The organism is Shewanella sp. MM_2022_3, assembly GCF_022557375.1.
GTDB classification, from domain to species: domain Bacteria; phylum Pseudomonadota; class Gammaproteobacteria; order Enterobacterales; family Shewanellaceae; genus Shewanella; species Shewanella xiamenensis.
The window spans coordinates 85,165-105,073 of sequence record NZ_JAKZGV010000001.1; the positions used below are offsets into that span (position 1 = coordinate 85,165).

Genomic DNA, 19,909 nt, shown 5'->3' on the forward strand with positions numbered 1-19,909 from the left:
TGGTTTTCACCCCATGATCCCTTGCATTTGCTGCATGCCACATACGTAAACTTAGCGCAGTGCAGCTAATGTCTTCACGATATCACTAAAGCGTGGGCGACAAGATAACGCCGGCTGCATACAGTGTGCTTTTAACTGCCGCAGTTGAACTCGCAGCGCGTCGTTTCCATCGTTATCGGCAAAGGGCAATAAGTCATCAAGTAAACACCCTAGGGCACGCACCTCAATAGCCTGCATGGCATCACGTTCCGATGTAGGCAATTTTGCTAAGTTTGAGGCGGCACCAAAGTCACCGAACAACAGCGCCATTTGCTGATTAACCATCATATTATGGGCATAGACATCACCATGGCTCACTTGTTTCCCGTGCATATGCGCTAGGGTGTCAGCTAATTGCAAAGCGATTTCAGTTATGCCCTTCAGGCTAAATTCGGTCCCCGCTTTAAAGGTGTCTCGGGTACAAGTCGCTAGAGATGGCGGTAAACCTAAGTTACTAAATCCTTGAGGAATCAGTTCCATCACTAAACCAAGTTGATCCTGTTGACTAATATGGGCTAAGACTTTGATGAGATTTGGATGTGCGCCCGTAGTTAAACAACAATCTAGCTCATCGGCAGGATAGCCATCACTGGTCACCTCTCCCTTAAACAACTTAACCGCAATATGTTCGCACCCAGTAGCAGCCACCATAGCAGGATTTAACCAACGACCTTGGTAAATAATGCCAGAAGCCCCCTCACCTAGTTTTTCACCGAGCTCAATGTCCGCTAATGTCACATTTGGCATACTCGCCACATCGGCATGGGGATCAACCAAGGTATGGCTAAAGGGATTACCCGCAAACGCCAGCCAAGTGAGTTTGGGTAGCTTAAGCACCCAGCTTGGAAGCGCTTGCAGTTGATTAGCCGACAAACGAACTAATTCTAAGTTATGGCATTGGGCCATAGATGCGGGCAGCGAAGTTAAGCGATTACCTGCCAAGGCTAATTTTTGCAGACGATGCAACTGCCCCATGCGCTCGGGCAAGGCGGTGATTTGGTTATCCGTTAAAATCAACCAGCGGGTTTGTGGGGGCAACGATGCCTCTGGCACAACACGAATTTGGTTAGCCTTAAAGCCAATCATCTCCAATTTGGGGCACTGACCTAACACTTCTGGCAGCACTTCAAAGCGATTATTGGAGGCAAACAAAATCTTTAGATGGGTTAAACGATATAAATCATCGGGCAGTGAACTTAACTGGTTATTGGATAAATCGAGGATCTCCAGCGTATCGGCTAAATCAAAGATTTCCTGCGGAAATTCAGTGAGGTTTTCAACCAACTGTAATCGAGTAACCCCTTGTAATTGTCCTGCTTTTAACTGCGTTAACGTCTGCACTCTCTAACCCACATCAATGAAAAATCGCTGCTATGTTAGCTTATTTAGTGGTAAATCTAAATGTGACCTAGGTGGTCAAATTATCAGCAAAGCTATCCAGAAACCGCAAAACAGATTAGCATGTGCAACATTATCTATACCCAAGCAACCTAAAGATATCAGTTTCAGAGCGCCTAGGGTGCTCTCATTCAAGGTGCATCAAGGACAAATGTCGACCACATTTTGAATTGCTGCAATACAGAAATGGCGTACACAAACACTCCGTTTCGGCAGTCTTAAACACAGAAGCCTGCATCGAGTTAGGTTGTTTGGGTATAACGCCAAGTTAGCAAAAATGACAGGATAATCATGCGGAAAACCTTTCGCCAACCGAGTGCATTAGCAGTGCTAATGATCGCCATGTTGACAGCCCAACTCAGTGGCTGTGCGACAACATCGGCGCAAACCTCGCCCATGGAATTTGCCACCACAGCCCCAGAAGCTGAAGGTGATAGCGGAGATACCACACAATCTCATCATGATAAAAAAGAGATTGTCGACGAACGCTATGCCGATGTATGGGAGAAAATTCAACACGCCCGTACTATTGATGTGCATGACGATGCAGAAGTACGCAAACAGCGTAACTTTTTCGATGACAAGCAAAAGTTTATGACTCAGGTGACCCAGCGTGCCGAGCCATTTTTATACTATATTGTGAGTCAACTCGAAGCCCGCAATATGCCGCTCGAACTGGCACTATTACCAATTGTTGAAAGTGGTTATAACCCGCTGGCGCAAGCAAATGGCCCCGCCGGACTTTGGCAAATGATCCCCGCTACGGGCCGAAACTTTGGCCTAACGATCAACTCAGCCTACGATGGTCGCAAAGATGCATTGGCCTCGACCGATGCCGTACTCGACTATTTGCAGCACTTACACGACACCTTAGGTAACGACTGGATTAACGCCGTTGCGGGCTACAACAGTGGCGAATTAGTGATTAAAGCCGCTATCGATAGAAACAAAGCTAAAGGCAAACCTACGGATTTCTGGTCGCTGAATATTCCTGCTCGCCAAGTACAAACCGTGCCTAAGTGGCTGGCGTTTATCCAAATTATCCGCGCCCCAAGCCATTACAATCTCAAAGTAATGCCGATTGCAAACCGCCCATTTTTGGAACGCTTACCCGCTCCCAATGGCGTTGAAATAAGCCAAATCGCCAATGCTGCGGGACTCACTAAAGCGGAGTTCAAAACCTATAACCCTGGATACCGTCAAAACGTGATCCCCAGTAAAGGCAAATACCAAATTGCCCTGCCGATTGAAAACATTGGCCACTATCAAGAAAATCAGCACAAGCTCTATGCTCAAAAACGTTACGACAGCCAAACTTATATCGTGAAATCCGGTGATAGCTTAGGTTCGATCGCAGCTAGATTTGATTTATCAGTCAAAGAGTTAAAACAGGCAAATAATCTGACCTCTGATCGCCTAAAAGTCGGCCAAGAGCTCACGCTATTAACGCCAATGGCGGCTAATGATAATGAGCCAGAGCCCGCAAAAGCTAAGGCTAAAACCGACAAATCATCGACAAAAGCGAATGCGAGTAGCACTAAAGCCGCCACCTCAAAATCGACCGAGAAACCAGCGGCTAAAGCCAAAACCTACAAAGTAAAATCAGGGGATTCACTGGATAAAATCGCGCGTAAAAACAAGGTGAAACTCGCCGATTTAATGAAGTGGAACCAGCTCAATGCCAAGAGCATTATTAAACCCGGCCAAGAGCTAAAACTGTCAGAATAGAGATTATTAATACGAAAAAGCACTACCTAGGTAGTGCTTTTTTATTGCCCAATTTATTTACAGCTCAACCGCTGCGATTAAAGCTTAACTAGGTTATAGCCAAAGCTAGTTGAGGCATCCTTATTCAGCACCATAGTGACGTTGTCTTGATTATTAAAATCGATCATATCAGAGGCGTAAACCACCGTTTTTGAGCCATTTTCTACCGAGATGACCTTAATCGAATACTCACCTTTAGGCACCACTAATGATTGCGGTGCTGTCGGATTAACCGCACTGATCTTATAGGTTGCCGTATCAATAGTGTCGTTCGCCTTTAAGAAGTACAAAGTCAGGTTACTCTTATCGGCAAAACTCACGATATCGAACTTGAAGCTGTAGGGACTTGGCGTTTGAGTTTGTTTCATCTCCATCGCCTTCACTTGGCTGCCCTGCTCGTAAATAAAGATGGTTTTAATATCATCTTGATTAAGGGTGATTAGCACATTGTCGAGTAATTTCGCTTGGCTAGTATGGTCAAATACGCTCACGCCAAAGTCATTAAACTCGGCACCTTTATAGGCTGTTACGCCAAAGGGGGCCACATTGCTAAATAGCGCTTCTTGTTTACTACTCACCACTTTCACATCAACATTATGTGTGGCCAAGCCATTAAACACTCTAAAATCAACACTGCTTTCGAGGGCGACATGGTTACGCACATTGGTGGTAGAGTCGACGCTGTCTAAACTGATTTTAGCGGCTGATGCGCCAAAGCTTTCCCTTAAAATCAACTTATAGGGCACCTTGGTTTTAAAGCTAATGCTCGCCGTGGTGTAGCTGATATTGGTCGTCCCTGCGGCAGTCAGATAAATTTTGTAGTCGCCCGTATCCAAAATTTGTGGCGTTGAAACCTCACCATAGGAGACGCTGCCAAGCATCACCGCATCGGCAAAGCCTTTATCCGCCTTGGCAATATACGCATCGTACGCTGGTGCATTGGTTGCAGTATGGGCAATCAACAACTGCATTTTGCTCTTGTCTGCCTCGGCATTTTGTTTATCAAGCTCGGTGCGCGAGTAATTGATATTCAAAAGGGCTGGCGAGGCAAAATCCCCATGCAAAACAAAGAAATGATCAGTTGCCGTTTTTAAATCGATATTCTCTTTATAGAGCGAAATATCTTTATTTGCCGCATCCTTACCCATCACCTCGACGGCACTGACGCCGGGAGTTGATGTAAAGCGTGGCATCGCATCGGCGTAACTCACACTTTCATAGGTTTTATCGCCAATCTTCAGCGCGGTATCAGTGCTGCCAACTGTCGCGTTGTAAAATTGCACATAGGTATCGGTTTTGGAGGTATCCTCATCCTTGTTATTATCGGAGCCACCGCAAGCAGTAACCCCTAAACAGGCGAAGGTCATTACTGCGAATCCTTTGAGTTTATTGTTAAGCATTGTATCCCTCATTTGCAGACAAAATTTCAGTTCAGTCTACGCAGTTATACAATGACAACAATGGCAATTTCCACTCAAAACAAAAACAAATACTTTACAAACTCAAACACTTAACAAACATTTCAGCAACCAAGCTAATATTGATACAAATCACATTTTTCGAGCGCTGAATTGATACAAATACCTTTTGCGATACGTTTACTTACAACTCAAATAACTTCTTTTACGCTAAAAATTATTTGGCTTTAAGCACAGACGTTCGGACTTTAACCTGCTTTGGCTCCATCCCAAGATACGCGACAACCTTGTTCGTCTTATACGATTGGGTTACTCTCGCATCGCCAATTAAGCCTTAGGGATGGATAGGGTTTGCAAGGGATTCTTAACTACTACAAACAGTGTTTTCAACACGATAGTGCTGAAATTAACCTTTGGTCTAGCCACAAACTTGCTGAACAAGAAAAGCTATTGCTCCAAGGTGAAGACGAGTTAAGCAGTGGCTTTCTGCCTCGCTTACCGGTGCCATTTGCTCCCGCCTCGGTATTAATGGCGCGTAGTGCCTTGTATCTGCGAGAAAAAGTATTATTGCACTGTTGTCTGTTTTTCTGCGGCACTGTCGAGCTTAATGGCGAAAAACGTAAAGTCGTCACGCCACTGCTGTACCGTGAATGCCTGTTACAGGCCGATGGCGATAACATTTACCTCGAATCTAATCACAGCTTCTCTGGCGGCGGATCATTCACCATCAACGAAGCCCTGTTAGAAAAATTAGTCGTTGAGGGACACAGCTTAAGTCAAGAGTTACGCAATAATCCAACGGATGTCAGTGGCTGGATAGCTTGGCTGCGGGCAGGCCAAGCCGATGTTGATACCAGTCATTTATTGCATTTTCCCAAGCTGATCGATGAGGCTGAATTCACTCAGCTTAGCCGTAAACGTGGGCAGTTTATGGTTAGTCGCAGCCAAATTATTCTTGCAGAGCGTTCGCAGGCCAGTCGCGGCATATTGCACGAACTCGACAATCTCATTACAGCACCCTCACTGTCTGCGCCGCTTCAAGCGCTATTTAAGCAAGTGCCAACTCGAGATTCAGTTAATCACAATGTCGACACCCAAGAAGCTTATCTTCCAGGGCTATTAAGCCGCGCGCAAATTCAAGCCTTAAAGGTGGCGGCCAATCAAACTTTGGGGCAGATATCGGGCCCACCGGGAACGGGTAAAAGTTACACCATCGCCACCGTGGCGGCGGAGCAGGTATTAAGGGGTAAATCTGTCCTCATTGTCGCCCACACCGACGTTGCCGTTGATGTGATTGCCGACAAGTTGCAGCAGCAATTCCAGCTTGGGAGCAGCCTTATTCGAGCTGGCTCGCCGCAGTTTATTAAAGTCCTTAAAAACCAGATAGATGAAATGCTCCATGGCCAGCATCCAGCGACTGATGAAACCATATCGGATAGGTTGCTATTAAGTGCAAAACAGCAACTTAATACTGTGACTCGTCAGCAAACCAAAATGGAAGCCGGTTTTATACACCATTGCCGCCATGCCATACGTCGCGGCCAAAAACTGGCGACCTTACAACAAGGACAATCACGCTGGCGCTTAGGATTTTACAACTGGGCTTACCGTGCCGGGATCAAACAGTTTGCTCAGCAATGGGATGTGCTCGATAAATTAACCGCCCTCATCGCCCAAAAAGAAGACTTAAGCCTCAAATACTTACAATTGGCCACTCACTATCGATTACACCAATTGCTCAAACATAAGCGCAGTACGCTGGTGAGTTTTGCCAGTGCACTTCGCGCTCGCCAGTCCGCTAAGCAACTCGACGGCTTCTACAAGACGGATTTTGATGCCTTAAAGCAAACCTTTCCCATTTGGTTATCGAGCCTTGCCAGCTTGCATAAAGTGCTGCCCATGGAGCAGCAAATGTTTGATCTAGTGATTATTGATGAAGCCACCCAAGCCAATATTGCCGCATGTTTACCGGCCTTGCAGCGGGCAAAAGCAGCACTGGTGGTGGGCGACAGTAAACAGCTGCGCCATTTCTCGTTTTTATCCCGTGCAAAACAAACCCAAATCCAGACCCAACTCGGACTTGCTGCGGAGTGCCGCGGCCTAATGAGCTACCGTGATGCCAGTATGCTCGACTTAGTATCGCAATCCCTTGCGAGCCAATCCCAAGTAGTATTTTTAAATGAGCATTTTCGGAGTAAACCTGAGCTGATCCAATTTAGTAATCAGCAGTTTTATCAAGGTATGCTGAAGATTATGCAGCACAGACCCTGCACAAGTTCAGGGCACTTACACCGAGTCCAGGTGACTGGCAGCCGTGATAGTAAAGGAATTAACGCCATAGAAGCGGAGGCATTAATTGAAAAGTTAGCTCAACTGATTGATGAACAAGAAAATGTATTAGTGCCCGCCAGCATTGGTGTACTCTCCTGCTTTCGCAATCAGACGGAGTATTTATCCCAGCAGATCCTCGCACGCTTTAGCTCGCAGCAAATAGAACGTCATCAATTACGGATTGCCACGCCCTTTGGTTTTCAAGGGGAAGAGCGCGATATTATGCTGCTGTCGTTTAGCATTACGGCCAACGACAGCCGCGCCGCCGTGTATTTAAATCGCGAAGATATGTTCAATGTCGCCATCACCCGCGCTAAACAAATGCAGTGGCTATTTTTATCGGTACAAGCGCATGAGCTCCCCAACAATAATTTACTGGCAACTTACTTAGCATCGGCGGGCCAATTTCAAGCGGCACACAATTATGTCGATGCCCTCGATAGCTTCGGCCAGTCGGTGGCACAGGCGATTGAAGCAAAAGGCATAACAGTCTGGCGCGCCTATCATATGGCGGGGCTAGAACTGGATATATTGTGCCGCTATGGCAACCAATATTTAGCAATAGATTTAATCGGTTACCCAGGGCCATGGGCGGACTTTTTCGATATTGAACTGTATAAACTGTTACAGCGCGCAGGGATTAAACTTATCCCCGTCAGCTACGGATTATGGTGTCAGCAGCAAGAATTGTGCATCCAATATATTTGCCAGCAATTGGGTATAAACCAACCGAATTAATGCTGCAAATAACAGCCTTAATCACACCCACGCGGCTGATAAATCGCTTTTATCTTGCTTCGCAGCCAAGTGATTTTGGGGTTGTGGCTGTTTCTCTTATGCCAAATCAAGGTAAAAGGAATGGCGAGTTTATTAAGATATTCGCCACTTATCGGGATGGGGCGAGTGACTAAGTCAGGGTGTAATTGGCGAGCATATTGCTCACAATATTGCGGCGCTATTGCCAGCATGCTGTGGTGTGGCTCTGCCGCAACAAACAGTGACTGCTCAAAACTGGCCAAGGTCAGCACAGTATTACGACTTAACCCAAGCTCAATAAGCACATCATCTAAGGCCCAGGTTTCGCTCTTTTCCCACAAGATATTGATATGCGAGTATTTTAAGAAAGTGTCTATATTCCACTCTTCCTGCAAGGCGGGATGATCGCGGTGCAAATACACCTGGGGAAGATCGGTAAATAAAACCTCAAAATCGATAAAATACGGCAATAAATCAAGGGACTCCTTGGAGCGAGGATGACTTTCTCGGCCAGTAAAACCTATGTCAGCCTCACCGCGAATAATGGCCTCTAGTGAATCATAATCCCAATTTCGCACCTTCACTTTTGCATCAGGGTAGTGTTGGTAAATCGCCTGCGTTAATTGATTAAGCATAATGAGCGATAAAGGTGACTCAAGCATTAGCTCAAAACTGAGCCCTTTTGCCATATCGTCCCCGCGCTTGCCCATAAGCTGTTTGCCCCTTTGCAACCAATCGGCTAAGTCTTGCTCCATGCTTTGGGCTAATGGCGTTAACTGCAATCCCTGGGGCGTTTTAATGAATAGTGGGTCGTCAAACCAATCGCGCAATTTCGCCAAGGATTTACTCACGGTCGATGGCGTCACATTGAGCTTTTTAGCGGCCTTAGACACGCTCCGCTCCTGCGATAGCAGCTGAAAAGTAAACAACAGATTGAGGTCAAGCCGACTCAGGGATTTGCTCATTAACTACCATTTCCGACATTTTAGGCACCGCTAACATTAGCGTGATGCTTACCAGCGCACCAACGCTGAGGATAGCTAATAATATATTAATCGCGCTCACTTCGAGCAGACCCATCACCCAAATATACAAAGCAGAAGTACACACTTGGGCAATCCCCAGTAATGAGCTGGCCACTCCTGCCCGAGCCACAAATGGACTAAGCGCCTGACTCATGGTCACCCCAAATCCAATTGAAAAACCAGAACAAACAAAAGCAAACCCTAAGAGGTTGAATGAATGACTAACCCCGCCCAATTGAGTCAAGATAAACACTAAGGCGGCCGCAACGAATAACCCTTGGGAGAACAAAATTAATGATTTTTCTTTAAACTGGTTAAGCAAAAAGGGCGTAGAAAATGAGGCTAACATACTCACCAATGCCATCATTGCCATGGTATTGGAATATTGGCCACGGTCAAACCCCATCTGCCCCATAATCAGCATGGGAGACACATTCACATAGCTTAAAATCGTGGTCACACCTAAGGTCGTTATGACCACGCGACTGATAAAAAAGCCTTGTTTAAAGGATTCCTTTTGCACACTTGGCAAAGCTTGCGTGTGAAATGCTGCTTTAGAATGGGTTTCACGCAATACCAATAGACAAAGAGCGAATACCAGTAATCCCATCGCCGCCATAGTGTAAAACAGGCTAGGCCATGGAAACTTAAGCATGATTAAGTGGCCAATCACAGGCGCGATCACAGGGATAATACAGGTCACGCCATTCACCATTGAGAGCACTTTGGCTCGGCGCTTATCGTCTAAGACATCACGCAAAATCGCGAACGCGACAACATAACAACAACCCGCACCAATGCCTTGCGCAAAGCGCGCGATTAAAAATAGATCACTGGTCTGTGAGCCCGCCGCAAAGTAGGAGGCTAGCGCGAACAGAAAGGCGCCAAAAAGTGTAATGGGTTTACGCCCAATCCTATCGGCTAAACTGCCTGCAAACAGCATAGTCGTCGCCATGCCAGCCAGATACACAGAAAAAGCAATGTGCAGCTGTGCCTCACTCGCCCCAAGTTGACTCGCAATTTGCGGCAACCCGACTAAGTACATATCTATCCCCGTCGGATACATTAGGACCAAGCCAAAACTACATAAAAGATATCGAAACATCACATCACCACTCATATCACCGCATTCCAAGAATATGGCGCTTAGCCTAATGCGGGTTTCGCTTAAGCGTGAGTGGCATTTTCGACAACGGTTATTTCCAATTACGACCGACAAATATTTCAATCACCAATAAAAACCAAACCTCCTGTGACACGAGTATCACAGGAGGTAGGTCTTCAGATAAATTGCGGTTTAATGGCTCACGGAGCCGTGACGGGTGCAGATAAGGTTTCGATAGTTAAACGCCTATCATCCTTGAGGTATTTCTGCGCCAATTGGCTTAACTCGGCGGGCGTGATCTGCTGTACCAACGCCAAGCGTTGGTTAAAGGTCGCAAAACGCTCCGGCTGGCTTTGGGCGGTTGAGGCCAAATCTAACCAGAAGTTATTACTTTGCGGCGCCATCTGCATCCACTCCAGCACCGGCTGACGGGCGCGATTGAGCAAATCCTCACTGATCCCCGAAGGCGTTTTAACCTGCTTAACTGCGGCGGCATAATGCTTAGCCACCTCAGGCAACATGGCAGTGGTGGTCACACTAAATAGGCCGAGATAACCATATCCCGTTGGATTTAAATCATTATATGAGAATGCAGAAGGCGAATAACTTGCCCCCGCTTTCTCACGCACATTCTCGGTAAGTAAGATGCTTAGTACCTGCTCGAGCAAACCTAAACCCACCAGCTCACGGGGATTACTCATATCCGCTGTCGGCCACACCTGCGCGAGCGCCGCCATATCGACCTGACCATAATGCGTCAGGCTCATTTGTGCTGGCACGTTGGGAAACACAGGCACGATAGTCTGCCCCTTAGGGATCGGCTGACGGGAAATCGCTCCTAAGGTTTGTGCAACCTCAGCAATGGCTTTGTCCTCATCAAAATCACCCACGATGGCCAGCTCAATCGCCCCTTGCTGCACCGCAGAATGGAAGCTGGGTGCGAGTTCAGTAAACTGACGCTTGAGGATTTCATCAGGGTTGCCGTAGCCATAACGTTTGTCGCCATTATGGGCAATTCGCGCAAATTGATTCGAAAACTCCAGTTGTGGATTGCTATGAATGCTCTGCTGCTCGGCAATCACTTGCTCACGGAATAACTGCTCGGCTTGCTTATCCATCCCCGGGTCGACTAGATAAGCCGTTAGTACACCTAATTGGGTGCGAAGCTCGGCTGCATTGGTGCTGATCTCGCCACCAAAACTCTGCTCACGTAAACTCAAACTGACCGAGATATCTTGGCCTGCAAAAATCTCCTGCAAGCTATCTAAATCGTGAAGTCCCAAACCGCCCTGCACAAAGGCGCTATTAAACAGGTAAGACAAACCATCTAGCTCGGGGAATGGCACCTCACCAAAGCCAATATTGAGACTCACCAACGTCAGCCCCTGATTAAAGGATGTAGGTTTTAAATTGAGACGCACACCGTTAGCAAACTCTAGCTTTCGTATGCCAGTTGTGGCATCGCGCTGATCGGCCACAATCTGTCCAGCCTCACCAAATTGACTATAGCCAAACTCGGCAATACTCTTGGTTTCGGGCGCTTTTACGGCTTGCTTTTGGCTCGCGTTGTAGGCGGCTAAGAGTTGCTTTTCAATACTTTCAATGGGTTTGTTATTGGTTAGATACAGATAAGGCGTCCCTTCCCAAGTCTGTTTAAACAACTGATGCAGTTTTTGCGGCGTGATACTCGGCATCAACTTTTCAAACAGAGCCAATTGCCACTCTGGCTCCACAGGCACGCGCCTGCTCGCTACCGCACTCACTAAGCTGTCGGCAATGTTCACACTGTGGATAGTGTTACTGCCTGCGGCACTAAGCTGATAGCCCTTGTGAATTCGTTTAAGTTGCTGATCGATTTCTTGTTGGCTAAAGCCAAATTCCAGCGCCTGACGTAGTGTTTGTTCCAACAACGTAAGCCCTTGCTGCCAGTTGTTTTCCTGCGTTCCCAGCGTCATTTGCGTGCCGTAGGCAATATTGTATTGCGGCCCAATTTGTAGACTCACGCCATACAAACCTTGGCTATGTAGCAACTGTGACTCTAAACGACGATACAAAATGCCGTGGGCAATATCTAATAACATCTCCTGCTCACGCAGTGCAATCGTATCTGGCTTAGGGATTTGCGGTTTTAACAGCCCGAGGGAAACCGAGGTTTGCAGGCTTGGATCAAAAAATGCCGCCGCCTCAATAGCGGTTTTAGCCTGTACCACGCCTATGGATTGTGCCTTCACCCCAGCAGCCTGTGGCGCAGCTTTCCAGTCGGTAAATTGCTGCTTGATCTTTTGCTCGATACGACCGACATCGATATCACCCACCACGATTAAGGTGGTGCGAGATGGCGTATAAAAACGCTGATAAAGGGACAATAACGTTTCACGATTTGCATTTTGAATGCTCGTCGCCTCACCTACGGGAAAGCGCTGCGACAGCAAGGTTTGCGGCATTAAAAAGGCTAACTGGTGGCGATAGTTTTCTAAATCGGCACTACTGCGTTCACGCAGTTCAGACAAGACCACCGCTTTTTCGCGCTCGATTAGCGCGGGGTCAAGCAACAGATTACTGGCGATTTCGCGCATTAAAAACAAAGCGGTATCGACTTTATCTTGGCTATTGCTCGGTAAATTAAACTGATAAACCGTTTGCTGAAATTCAGTCACCGCATTGGTATCAGCCCCAAAACTTAAACCTATGCGTTGTAAGGTAGGGATCATCTCCCCCGCCGCGAGTCCCGTAGATCCATTAAACGCCATATGCTCTAAAAAATGCACCAGACCCTGCTCGGCATCCGTTTCCATCACCGAGCCTACATCCACCCGCATACGGACAATCACGGCTTGCTCAGGGGTTTTGTTGTTCACTAACAGGTAGTGCATCCCATTAGCAAGCGTGCCACTGTGCACTCGTTCGCTTAAAGGCAGGTTGGCCGACTCAGACCACAGAGGCGCTTCAACCGCACTTAATGGTAAAGCCATGCTGATAAGGAACAGCCATAGCCATAGACGTTTAAACTGGATTTTCTTGAAATTGCTCATAAAAATTCACTTTCTCTCCAACATTCGATTCATTAACCGGAGAAAATGCTTACCTCAATACTGATAAATTGACTTTTCACTATAACCACAAAAACGCTTTAAGTCACAAAATCAATACCTTACAGCGTACTTAAAATATCAAAAAACATGCATTAATAGAGAAAACGACATTAGAAATTGAAAGTATATGAGGGAAAACTCGTTGTTAACTTTATAAAAAGATATTCCTCTATCGCATATTGTTAATTCAGAACAGGCTTAATTAAAGCCTGTTCTATTCTAAATTAAGCTAGTCTGATTAACACAGTTAATGCATAGATAACCATAGCCCAATAAAAACCAAAAAGAACAATCCAAACCCAATTCAACCAAGTTAAACTTGAATTATCCTCGTAGTCTAAAGGTTCAAGCGCAAAGTTAATTGCTTTTTGAGCTTCATACAATGGATACAAAACGGCTAAAGGTATAACAATAGAAATTAAAATCAAAGATGTCGGTAAAGTCTCAATTTGATTGAGAACACTAGAGACTACGACAAGTAAAACGTAAACTGTCGCCAAAGCAGAATGATTCCAACGATAACTTCTATTATCTTCTTTAATATATTCATTAACATAAACAAACAAAGAGAGTGTAAAAAATACCGTAAAAATGCATCGAGCAATTGGCCATGCATCTAAATCATAATACTCTTTTAATGCCTGCCATTGCTTATAAAACCAGTATATTTGATATAGACCAAAGGTAGCAAAAAACATAATAACAAATTTAGCAAGTGAAACATGAAACAGTGGTACTCTATGAATATTGCTATCTACTGTTATTTGTTTTTCATCGCTCTTTAATGGATTATTTTCCTGACTTATTACATCTTCCATGGAAGAATTCCTTTCTTTTAGTAGTCGTCATAACGTTAATTTATTTTCAAAAGTTCAAGCCCTTTAGCGGACTCAAACAATCTACCCTAAACAGCAATAACTGTTAACAATTAAGTAAATAAAATTATTCAAAGAAAGATAAGCCACATATAAACAAAAAGCCCTGCAAAATATTGCAGGGCTTTTAAAAAACTATGTTTCCACTGTAAAAGTTGGAAAATTAAAACGGGATATCGTCGTCCCAACCATCATCCAAATCTGGAGTGAAGTTTTGTTGTGGCTGTGGCGCTGGACGCTGCGCAGGTGCCGCTGGCGCTTGATACGCAGGAGCTGCAGGCTTAGGCGCATAACCGCCCTGCTGTGGCTGAGCGTGAGGCTGAACATGGGGCTGCGCCTGTTGCTGACCATAGCTTTGCTGAGCTGGCTGCTGATTGTAGCCAGATTGAGGTTGTGGCGCTGGTGCTTGGTAAGCCGGAGCCGCTTGCGGTGCTGGCGCGTATTGATTTTGCGCAGGAGCAGCTTGTTGTGGGGCTGATTGGTAACCGCCGTTTTGTGGCATACCACCCATTGGGGCACCTTGGCCTTGACCTTGGTTACGGCCGCCTAACATTTGCATGCTACCGCTTTGGTCGATAACCACTTCAGTGCTGTAACGATCTTGACCGCTTTGGTCTTTCCACTTACGCGTTTGCAATTTACCTTCGAGGTAAACCTGTGAACCTTTACGCAGGTACTCACCCGTAATTTCAGCCAACTTGCCAAACAGAACCACACGGTGCCATTCAGTACGTTCTTGCTGTTGACCTTGTTGGTCTTTCCACGATTCGCTGGTCGCAACGGTGATGTTTGCGACTGCGTTACCGTTTGGCATATAACGCACTTCTGGATCTTGTCCCAAATTGCCAACCAAAATTACCTTGTTAACACCACGACTGGCCATTGAAATCTCCTGCGATTCTTTAAATAATCTGTTAATTCAGTATGTTGTTTATAATTGTTGCCGCAAGGGAAAATCCGCATCCCTAAGTATTCGCGGCAATAACACATATTATTGAGCAGAGCCTAACACAGCTCGGGCTTCTCTTAAATCGAAATGCTCGTCAACTTTGAGATAAGCGACTTTCTCGTCTAGCACCACAATCGCTTCAACCACACCCATCAATTGTGACAGTTGCGCCGCCATATCACGGGCTTGGGTTTTGTCTTTAACGGCAGCCTCTAAGGTGTAACTCTTAAGCAGTACAGGATTTTCCATCCCTAAGGTGAGCAATAACCAAATGCCCATTAACACCAACGCGACAATAAACACGCCCACTGCACCGACTAATTGGTACGCACCGCCACCGAGCATACCGCCACAAAAGGCCCCGAAGAATTGGCTGGTCGAATAAACACCCATCGCCGAGCCTTTTTCACCCACGGGGCAGAATTTCGCAATCAAACTCGGCAGCGACGCCTCAAGGTAGTTAAAGCCAGTAAAAAACAGCAGCACGGCCACGCTCAATACCCAGAGGTTGTTCGAAAAAATCGCCATGGCCGCAAGGGCAAACATCATGATAACTAAAGCAATTTGGAACATCGCCTTAGTATTCTTGCGCTTCACCCCGATGATGATTAACGGCACCATCAAGAAGAATGCGCCCACAAAAGCAGGGAAATACAGCATCCAATGTTTTTCTTTCACCAGGCCCGCATCGACTAAGTCGAGTGGCAAGGCGACAAACACGGCGGTTAACACTAAGTGCAGAATAAAGATCCCCGCATCGAGCCTAAACAACTGCGGATCGGTCAACATGCGCTTAAGCTTCGCGGGTGCCGCTAAGGTATCGCCCTTAGGTGCGTGGGAAATGGGATTGGGCACCAATAACTGCACAATCAACATGCCTAACACCGCAAGCCCAGCAGTTAAAAAGAATAACCCTGATAAGCCTAAATGCTGCGCCGCAATCGGGCCAACCAGTAACGACAGTGCAAACGAGCCACCGATACACATACCAATAATCGCCATGACTTTGGTACGTTGCTCATCCCGTGTTAAGTCGGCCGCGAGCGCCAGCACAGCGGCCGCAATCGCGCCCATTCCTTGTACAGCACGGCCAAACACCACGCCATAGATAGTCTCGGCATTGGCGGCAATTAAACTGCCGATGGCAAACACCACTAAGCCTGCAAGAATGACAGGTTTACGGCCATATTTGTCTGATAAAATCCCCATAGGGATCTGTAAAATGGCCTGAGTTAAGCCATAGGCACCGATGGCAATGCCCACCCAAAGGGGTGAAAAACCTTCTAAATGCCGACCATAAAGTGCAAAGACGGGCATGATCATAAACAAGCCCATCATGCGTAAACCAAATACACTGGCTAAAGAAAACGCGACTCTTGTCTCGGTTCCTGAAAGTCCGTTGTTACCCATGATTTTGCCTTGGATTGAAGTCTTTTAGGGGGCGCATGTTAGCACACCACAAAGCATTTGCTCAAAAGGAAAAACCGTCCTAAGCACTCGTAGTTAACGGGTTGTCCAGCCCCATCGCGACGCCGTTTAAAAGGCACGGTTACGGCCTTAGGTCTTTATTTTAAAGGCTTATCTAAAAGTCGATTCGCTACAAATAGTTAACTTGATACTTACAGAGATAAGCTTAGGCTTGCCCTCATACTTGGATTAATCTTAGTTAATTCGCTAGGTTCATCACGATTATATCGACCACGGCCAAGCATTGGCTTACCGCCAACCCAGAATAGAGATCACAGAATCGACTAAACTCAGCCGCCGAACTGTGCGATACTTAGGCTCATTTTTTTAAGCATAAGACTTGAGCGATAGATGGATAAGATTGAAATACGCGGCGCACGGACCCACAATCTCAAAAATATCAACCTGACTATCCCAAGGGATAAGTTAATCGTTATCACAGGGTTATCGGGATCAGGCAAATCTTCCCTAGCATTTGATACTTTATATGCCGAAGGCCAACGACGTTACGTTGAGTCTCTTTCTGCCTATGCCCGCCAATTCTTAAGCTTGATGGAAAAGCCCGATGTCGACCATATCGAAGGCTTAAGCCCGGCGATTTCCATCGAACAAAAATCAACCTCCCATAACCCACGTTCGACTGTGGGTACAATCACCGAAATTTACGACTATCTACGTCTGCTGTTTGCCCGCGTGGGCGAACCGCGCTGCCCGACTCATGGCCAACCGCTGGCGGCGCAAACCGTGAGCCAGATGGTCGATAAAGTGTTAGAAATGCCCGAGGATAGCCGCTTAATGCTGCTGGCGCCCGTGGTCAACGGCCGTAAGGGTGAGCACGTTAAATTACTCGAAGGCTTATCGGCTCAAGGTTATATCCGCGCCCGTATCGACAGCGAAGTCTGCGACTTAACTGATCCGCCAACCCTCGATTTACACGTTAAACACACCATCGAAGTGGTGGTCGATCGCTTTAAAGTCCGCAGCGATATCCAGCAGCGCCTCGCCGAATCCTTTGAAACCGCGCTCGAACTCTCGGGTGGGATTGCCGTGGTCGCCAGCATGGATGAAGGCGCCACTGAAGAATTAATCTTCTCGGCCAACTTTGCTTGCCCGCACTGTGGTTACTCGATGGCCGAGCTTGAGCCACGGATTTTCTCCTTTAACAACCCAGCCGGTGCTTGCCCAACCTGCGATGGTTTAGGGGTACAACAGTTTTTCGATCCTGACAGAGTGATCACCAACCCTGAGTTATCCCTGGCTGGCGGCGCAATTCGCGGCTGGGATAGACGTAACTTCTATTACTTCCAGATGCTAAGTTCGCTGGCCGACCACTATAAGTTCGATGTCGAAGTTCCCTTCGAACAGTTGTCGGATAAGGTGAGAAAAATCGTTCTCTACGGTTCAGGTAAAGACAGCATCGCCTTCAAATACATCAACGACCGTGGTGATGTGGTGGTGCGCAATCATCCCTTCGAAGGCATCTTAAATAATATGGACAGGCGTTACCGTGAGACCGAAAGTAACGCGGTGCGCGATGAGTTGGCCAAGTTTATCAACACCCAAGCTTGCCAAAGCTGTGGCGGCTCGCGTCTGCGTGAAGAAGCCCGTCACGTATTTATTGGCGATCTTAACTTGCCAAAACTGACCGTTTGGTCAATTGGTGAAGCCCTAGATTATTTTGACAAACTCGAGTTCAACGGCCAAAAAGCCCAAATTGCTGAAAAAATCCTCAAGGAAGTGCGCGACCGTTTAGGTTTCCTCGTCAATGTTGGCCTTAACTATTTAAGCCTATCACGCTCGGCCGAGACCCTCTCGGGCGGTGAAGCGCAGCGTATTCGCTTAGCCAGCCAAATTGGTGCCGGGCTTGTCGGCGTAATGTATGTGCTCGATGAGCCTTCTATCGGCTTGCACCAGCGGGATAACGAGCGTCTGCTGCAAACCCTGATCCACCTGCGGGATTTAGGCAACACAGTGATTGTGGTAGAGCACGATGAAGACGCGATTCGTATGGCGGATCATATTATCGATATCGGCCCAGGCGCTGGCGTCCATGGTGGTGAAGTGATTTGCGACGGTCCGATTGAGAAAATTATCGCCTGCGACGAGTCCGTCACTGGGCAGTACATTTCGGGTAAGCGCAATATTCATATCAGCACTCCACGTACGCCGTTCGACCCGAAACAAGTGATTGAGCTCTACGGCGCCCGCGGCAATAACCTGCGTAATGTAGATTTAACCATCCCTGTGGGATTATTCACCTGTGTGACTGGAGTATCGGGCTCAGGTAAATCGACGCTGATTAACGACACCTTCTTTAGAATTGCCCACAAACAACTCAACGGCGCCACCGTCGATGAGCCCGCGCCTTACGATCGCATTGTCGGCATGGAGCAATGCGATAAAGTGGTCGATATCGACCAAAGCCCGATTGGCCGCACTCCGCGATCAAACCCCGCCACTTATACTGGCATCTTTACCCCTATTCGGGAGATTTTTGCCGGAACGCAGGAATCCCGTACCCGTGGTTATCAGGTCGGGCGCTTCTCCTTTAACGTCAAAGGTGGTCGCTGCGAGGCCTGCCAAGGCGATGGCTTAATTAAAGTCGAAATGCACTTCCTGCCCGATGTGTATGTGCCCTGCGATGCCTGTAAGGGCAAACGTTATAACCGCGAAACCTTAGAAGTGCGCTACAAGGGCAAGAATATCCACGAAGTGCTGCAAATGACGGTGGAAGATGCCCGCGAATTTTTCGATGCCGTGCCAGCTATTGCCCGCAAACTGCAAACCCTAATGGATGTGGGTTTGTCCTACGTGCGGTTAGGTCAAAGCGCGACCACGCTATCTGGCGGTGAGGCCCAAAGGGTAAAACTGGCCAAGGAACTCTCCAAACGCGATACCGGTAAAACCTTGTATATATTGGATGAACCAACCACAGGCCTGCACTTTGCCGATATCCAATTGCTGCTGGATGTACTGCATCGACTCAAATCCCACGGCAACACGATTGTGGTGATTGAGCATAATCTGGATGTGATTAAAACCGCAGACTGGATTATCGACTTAGGCCCTGAAGGCGGCGGTGGCGGCGGTACAATCCTCGCCACAGGCACACCAGAAGAAGTAGCCTTGCATCCTACCTCACACACGGCACGCTTCTTAAAGCCGCTGCTGGAGCGGGATGCACAACTAGCAACGCAGTCATAATCAGGTAAGGCTTCAACCTCAACGACGCCTTGGGAGAACACTCCCAAGGCGCACTCCATCGAGGAGGATATTTTGTTAGAACATCGCCCCAACTTAACCAGCTTAAGTCGCGTTAATGTCATGCTCATTACCTGTTTAGGCCTAATGCTATTCGCACTTGCTATCGCGGCTATCGATCCGATTATCGGTCAACCCACTCGTTTACAAGTTACTGTCTTAGATAGCACCGCAGAAAATAGCCTACTGGCATTACCCGATGGCCGAGTCACCACGCTTGCCCAAGGTGGACTCACCAAAAATACTCAGGTCACCCTGTGCTCGCGCACACATTTGGTCTCAGGCTTAGAGCACTTTAATTTAAGCCCGCACCAAGAGGCGGCGCTCTCCCCCGAGATCCAGGTATTAGATTAAATCCACATTAGTGCCCATGCACTCTAGCTAAATCCCTGTTAGGCTTAGGATTGATCGTTCCTATTGCCAACC

General features: G+C 47.2%; 12 protein-coding genes. 4 read left to right on the forward strand and 8 right to left on the reverse strand.

All coding sequences use genetic code 11. The annotated features are described in order from the left end of the window. Positions 1 to 51 precede the first annotated feature (51 nt). Entirely contained in the window at positions 52 to 1,380 is a 1,329-nt protein-coding gene (locus MMG82_RS00405; RefSeq protein ID WP_172590854.1) for a leucine-rich repeat-containing protein kinase family protein, read from the reverse strand. Positions 1,381 to 1,728: 348 nt separating this feature from the next. Here MMG82_RS00405 and MMG82_RS00410 point away from each other — a divergent pair, with 348 nt between their 5' ends. Continuing rightward, a complete protein-coding gene (locus MMG82_RS00410) occupies positions 1,729 to 3,165 on the forward strand; it encodes a LysM peptidoglycan-binding domain-containing protein (RefSeq protein ID WP_037421898.1) in 1,437 nt (478 codons plus the stop codon). Between the two features lie 77 nt (positions 3,166 to 3,242). On the opposite strand, the gene MMG82_RS00415 is transcribed toward MMG82_RS00410, so the two are convergent. Beyond that, positions 3,243 to 4,604, reverse strand: coding sequence for a DUF4397 domain-containing protein (locus MMG82_RS00415; protein WP_037421894.1), 1,362 nt, complete (start codon positions 4,602 to 4,604; stop codon positions 3,243 to 3,245). A gap of 369 nt (positions 4,605 to 4,973) precedes the next feature. Here MMG82_RS00415 and MMG82_RS00420 point away from each other — a divergent pair, with 369 nt between their 5' ends. Beyond that, positions 4,974 to 7,691, forward strand: a complete 2,718-nt coding sequence (locus MMG82_RS00420; RefSeq protein WP_241406241.1) for a DEAD/DEAH box helicase — start codon at positions 4,974 to 4,976, stop codon at positions 7,689 to 7,691. A 17-nt stretch (positions 7,692 to 7,708) separates the two neighbouring features. Here MMG82_RS00420 and yidZ read toward each other — a convergent pair whose 3' ends face one another. The 6 genes from yidZ to MMG82_RS00450 form a co-directional block, all read right to left on the reverse strand. Further along, positions 7,709 to 8,674 carry an HTH-type transcriptional regulator YidZ gene (gene yidZ / locus MMG82_RS00425; protein ID WP_047536357.1) on the reverse strand — a complete coding sequence of 322 codons (966 nt, stop codon included), beginning with the start codon at positions 8,672 to 8,674 and terminating at the stop codon, positions 7,709 to 7,711. Then, complete coding sequence (locus tag MMG82_RS00430; RefSeq protein WP_047540344.1) at positions 8,649 to 9,839, reverse strand: MFS transporter; 1,191 nt, start codon at positions 9,837 to 9,839, stop codon at positions 8,649 to 8,651. The genes yidZ and MMG82_RS00430 overlap by 26 nt, the downstream gene beginning before the upstream one ends. A gap of 200 nt (positions 9,840 to 10,039) precedes the next feature. Continuing rightward, positions 10,040 to 12,871: a M16 family metallopeptidase gene (locus MMG82_RS00435; RefSeq protein WP_241406242.1), complete on the reverse strand. Its 2,832-nt coding sequence runs from the start codon at positions 12,869 to 12,871 to the stop codon at positions 10,040 to 10,042. Positions 12,872 to 13,155: 284 nt separating this feature from the next. Continuing rightward, the gene (locus MMG82_RS00440) at positions 13,156 to 13,749 is read right to left on the reverse strand and encodes a hypothetical protein (RefSeq protein WP_241406243.1); all 594 of its coding nucleotides are present in this window, start codon (positions 13,747 to 13,749) and stop codon (positions 13,156 to 13,158) included. A gap of 220 nt (positions 13,750 to 13,969) precedes the next feature. Further along, on the reverse strand, positions 13,970 to 14,689 hold the full coding sequence (gene ssb / locus MMG82_RS00445; protein ID WP_047536353.1) for a single-stranded DNA-binding protein: 720 nt from the start codon (positions 14,687 to 14,689) through the stop codon (positions 13,970 to 13,972). 108 nt (positions 14,690 to 14,797) lie between these two features. Beyond that, positions 14,798 to 16,165: an MFS transporter gene (locus MMG82_RS00450; RefSeq protein WP_241406244.1), complete on the reverse strand. Its 1,368-nt coding sequence runs from the start codon at positions 16,163 to 16,165 to the stop codon at positions 14,798 to 14,800. Between the two features lie 408 nt (positions 16,166 to 16,573). Between MMG82_RS00450 and uvrA the strand changes: the two genes are divergently transcribed. Further along, positions 16,574 to 19,426 carry an excinuclease ABC subunit UvrA gene (uvrA, locus tag MMG82_RS00455; RefSeq protein ID WP_241406245.1) on the forward strand — a complete coding sequence of 951 codons (2,853 nt, stop codon included), beginning with the start codon at positions 16,574 to 16,576 and terminating at the stop codon, positions 19,424 to 19,426. 72 nt (positions 19,427 to 19,498) lie between these two features. Continuing rightward, positions 19,499 to 19,837: a hypothetical protein gene (locus tag MMG82_RS00460; RefSeq protein WP_224021592.1), complete on the forward strand. Its 339-nt coding sequence runs from the start codon at positions 19,499 to 19,501 to the stop codon at positions 19,835 to 19,837. The last annotated feature ends 72 nt before the right edge of the window (positions 19,838 to 19,909 follow it).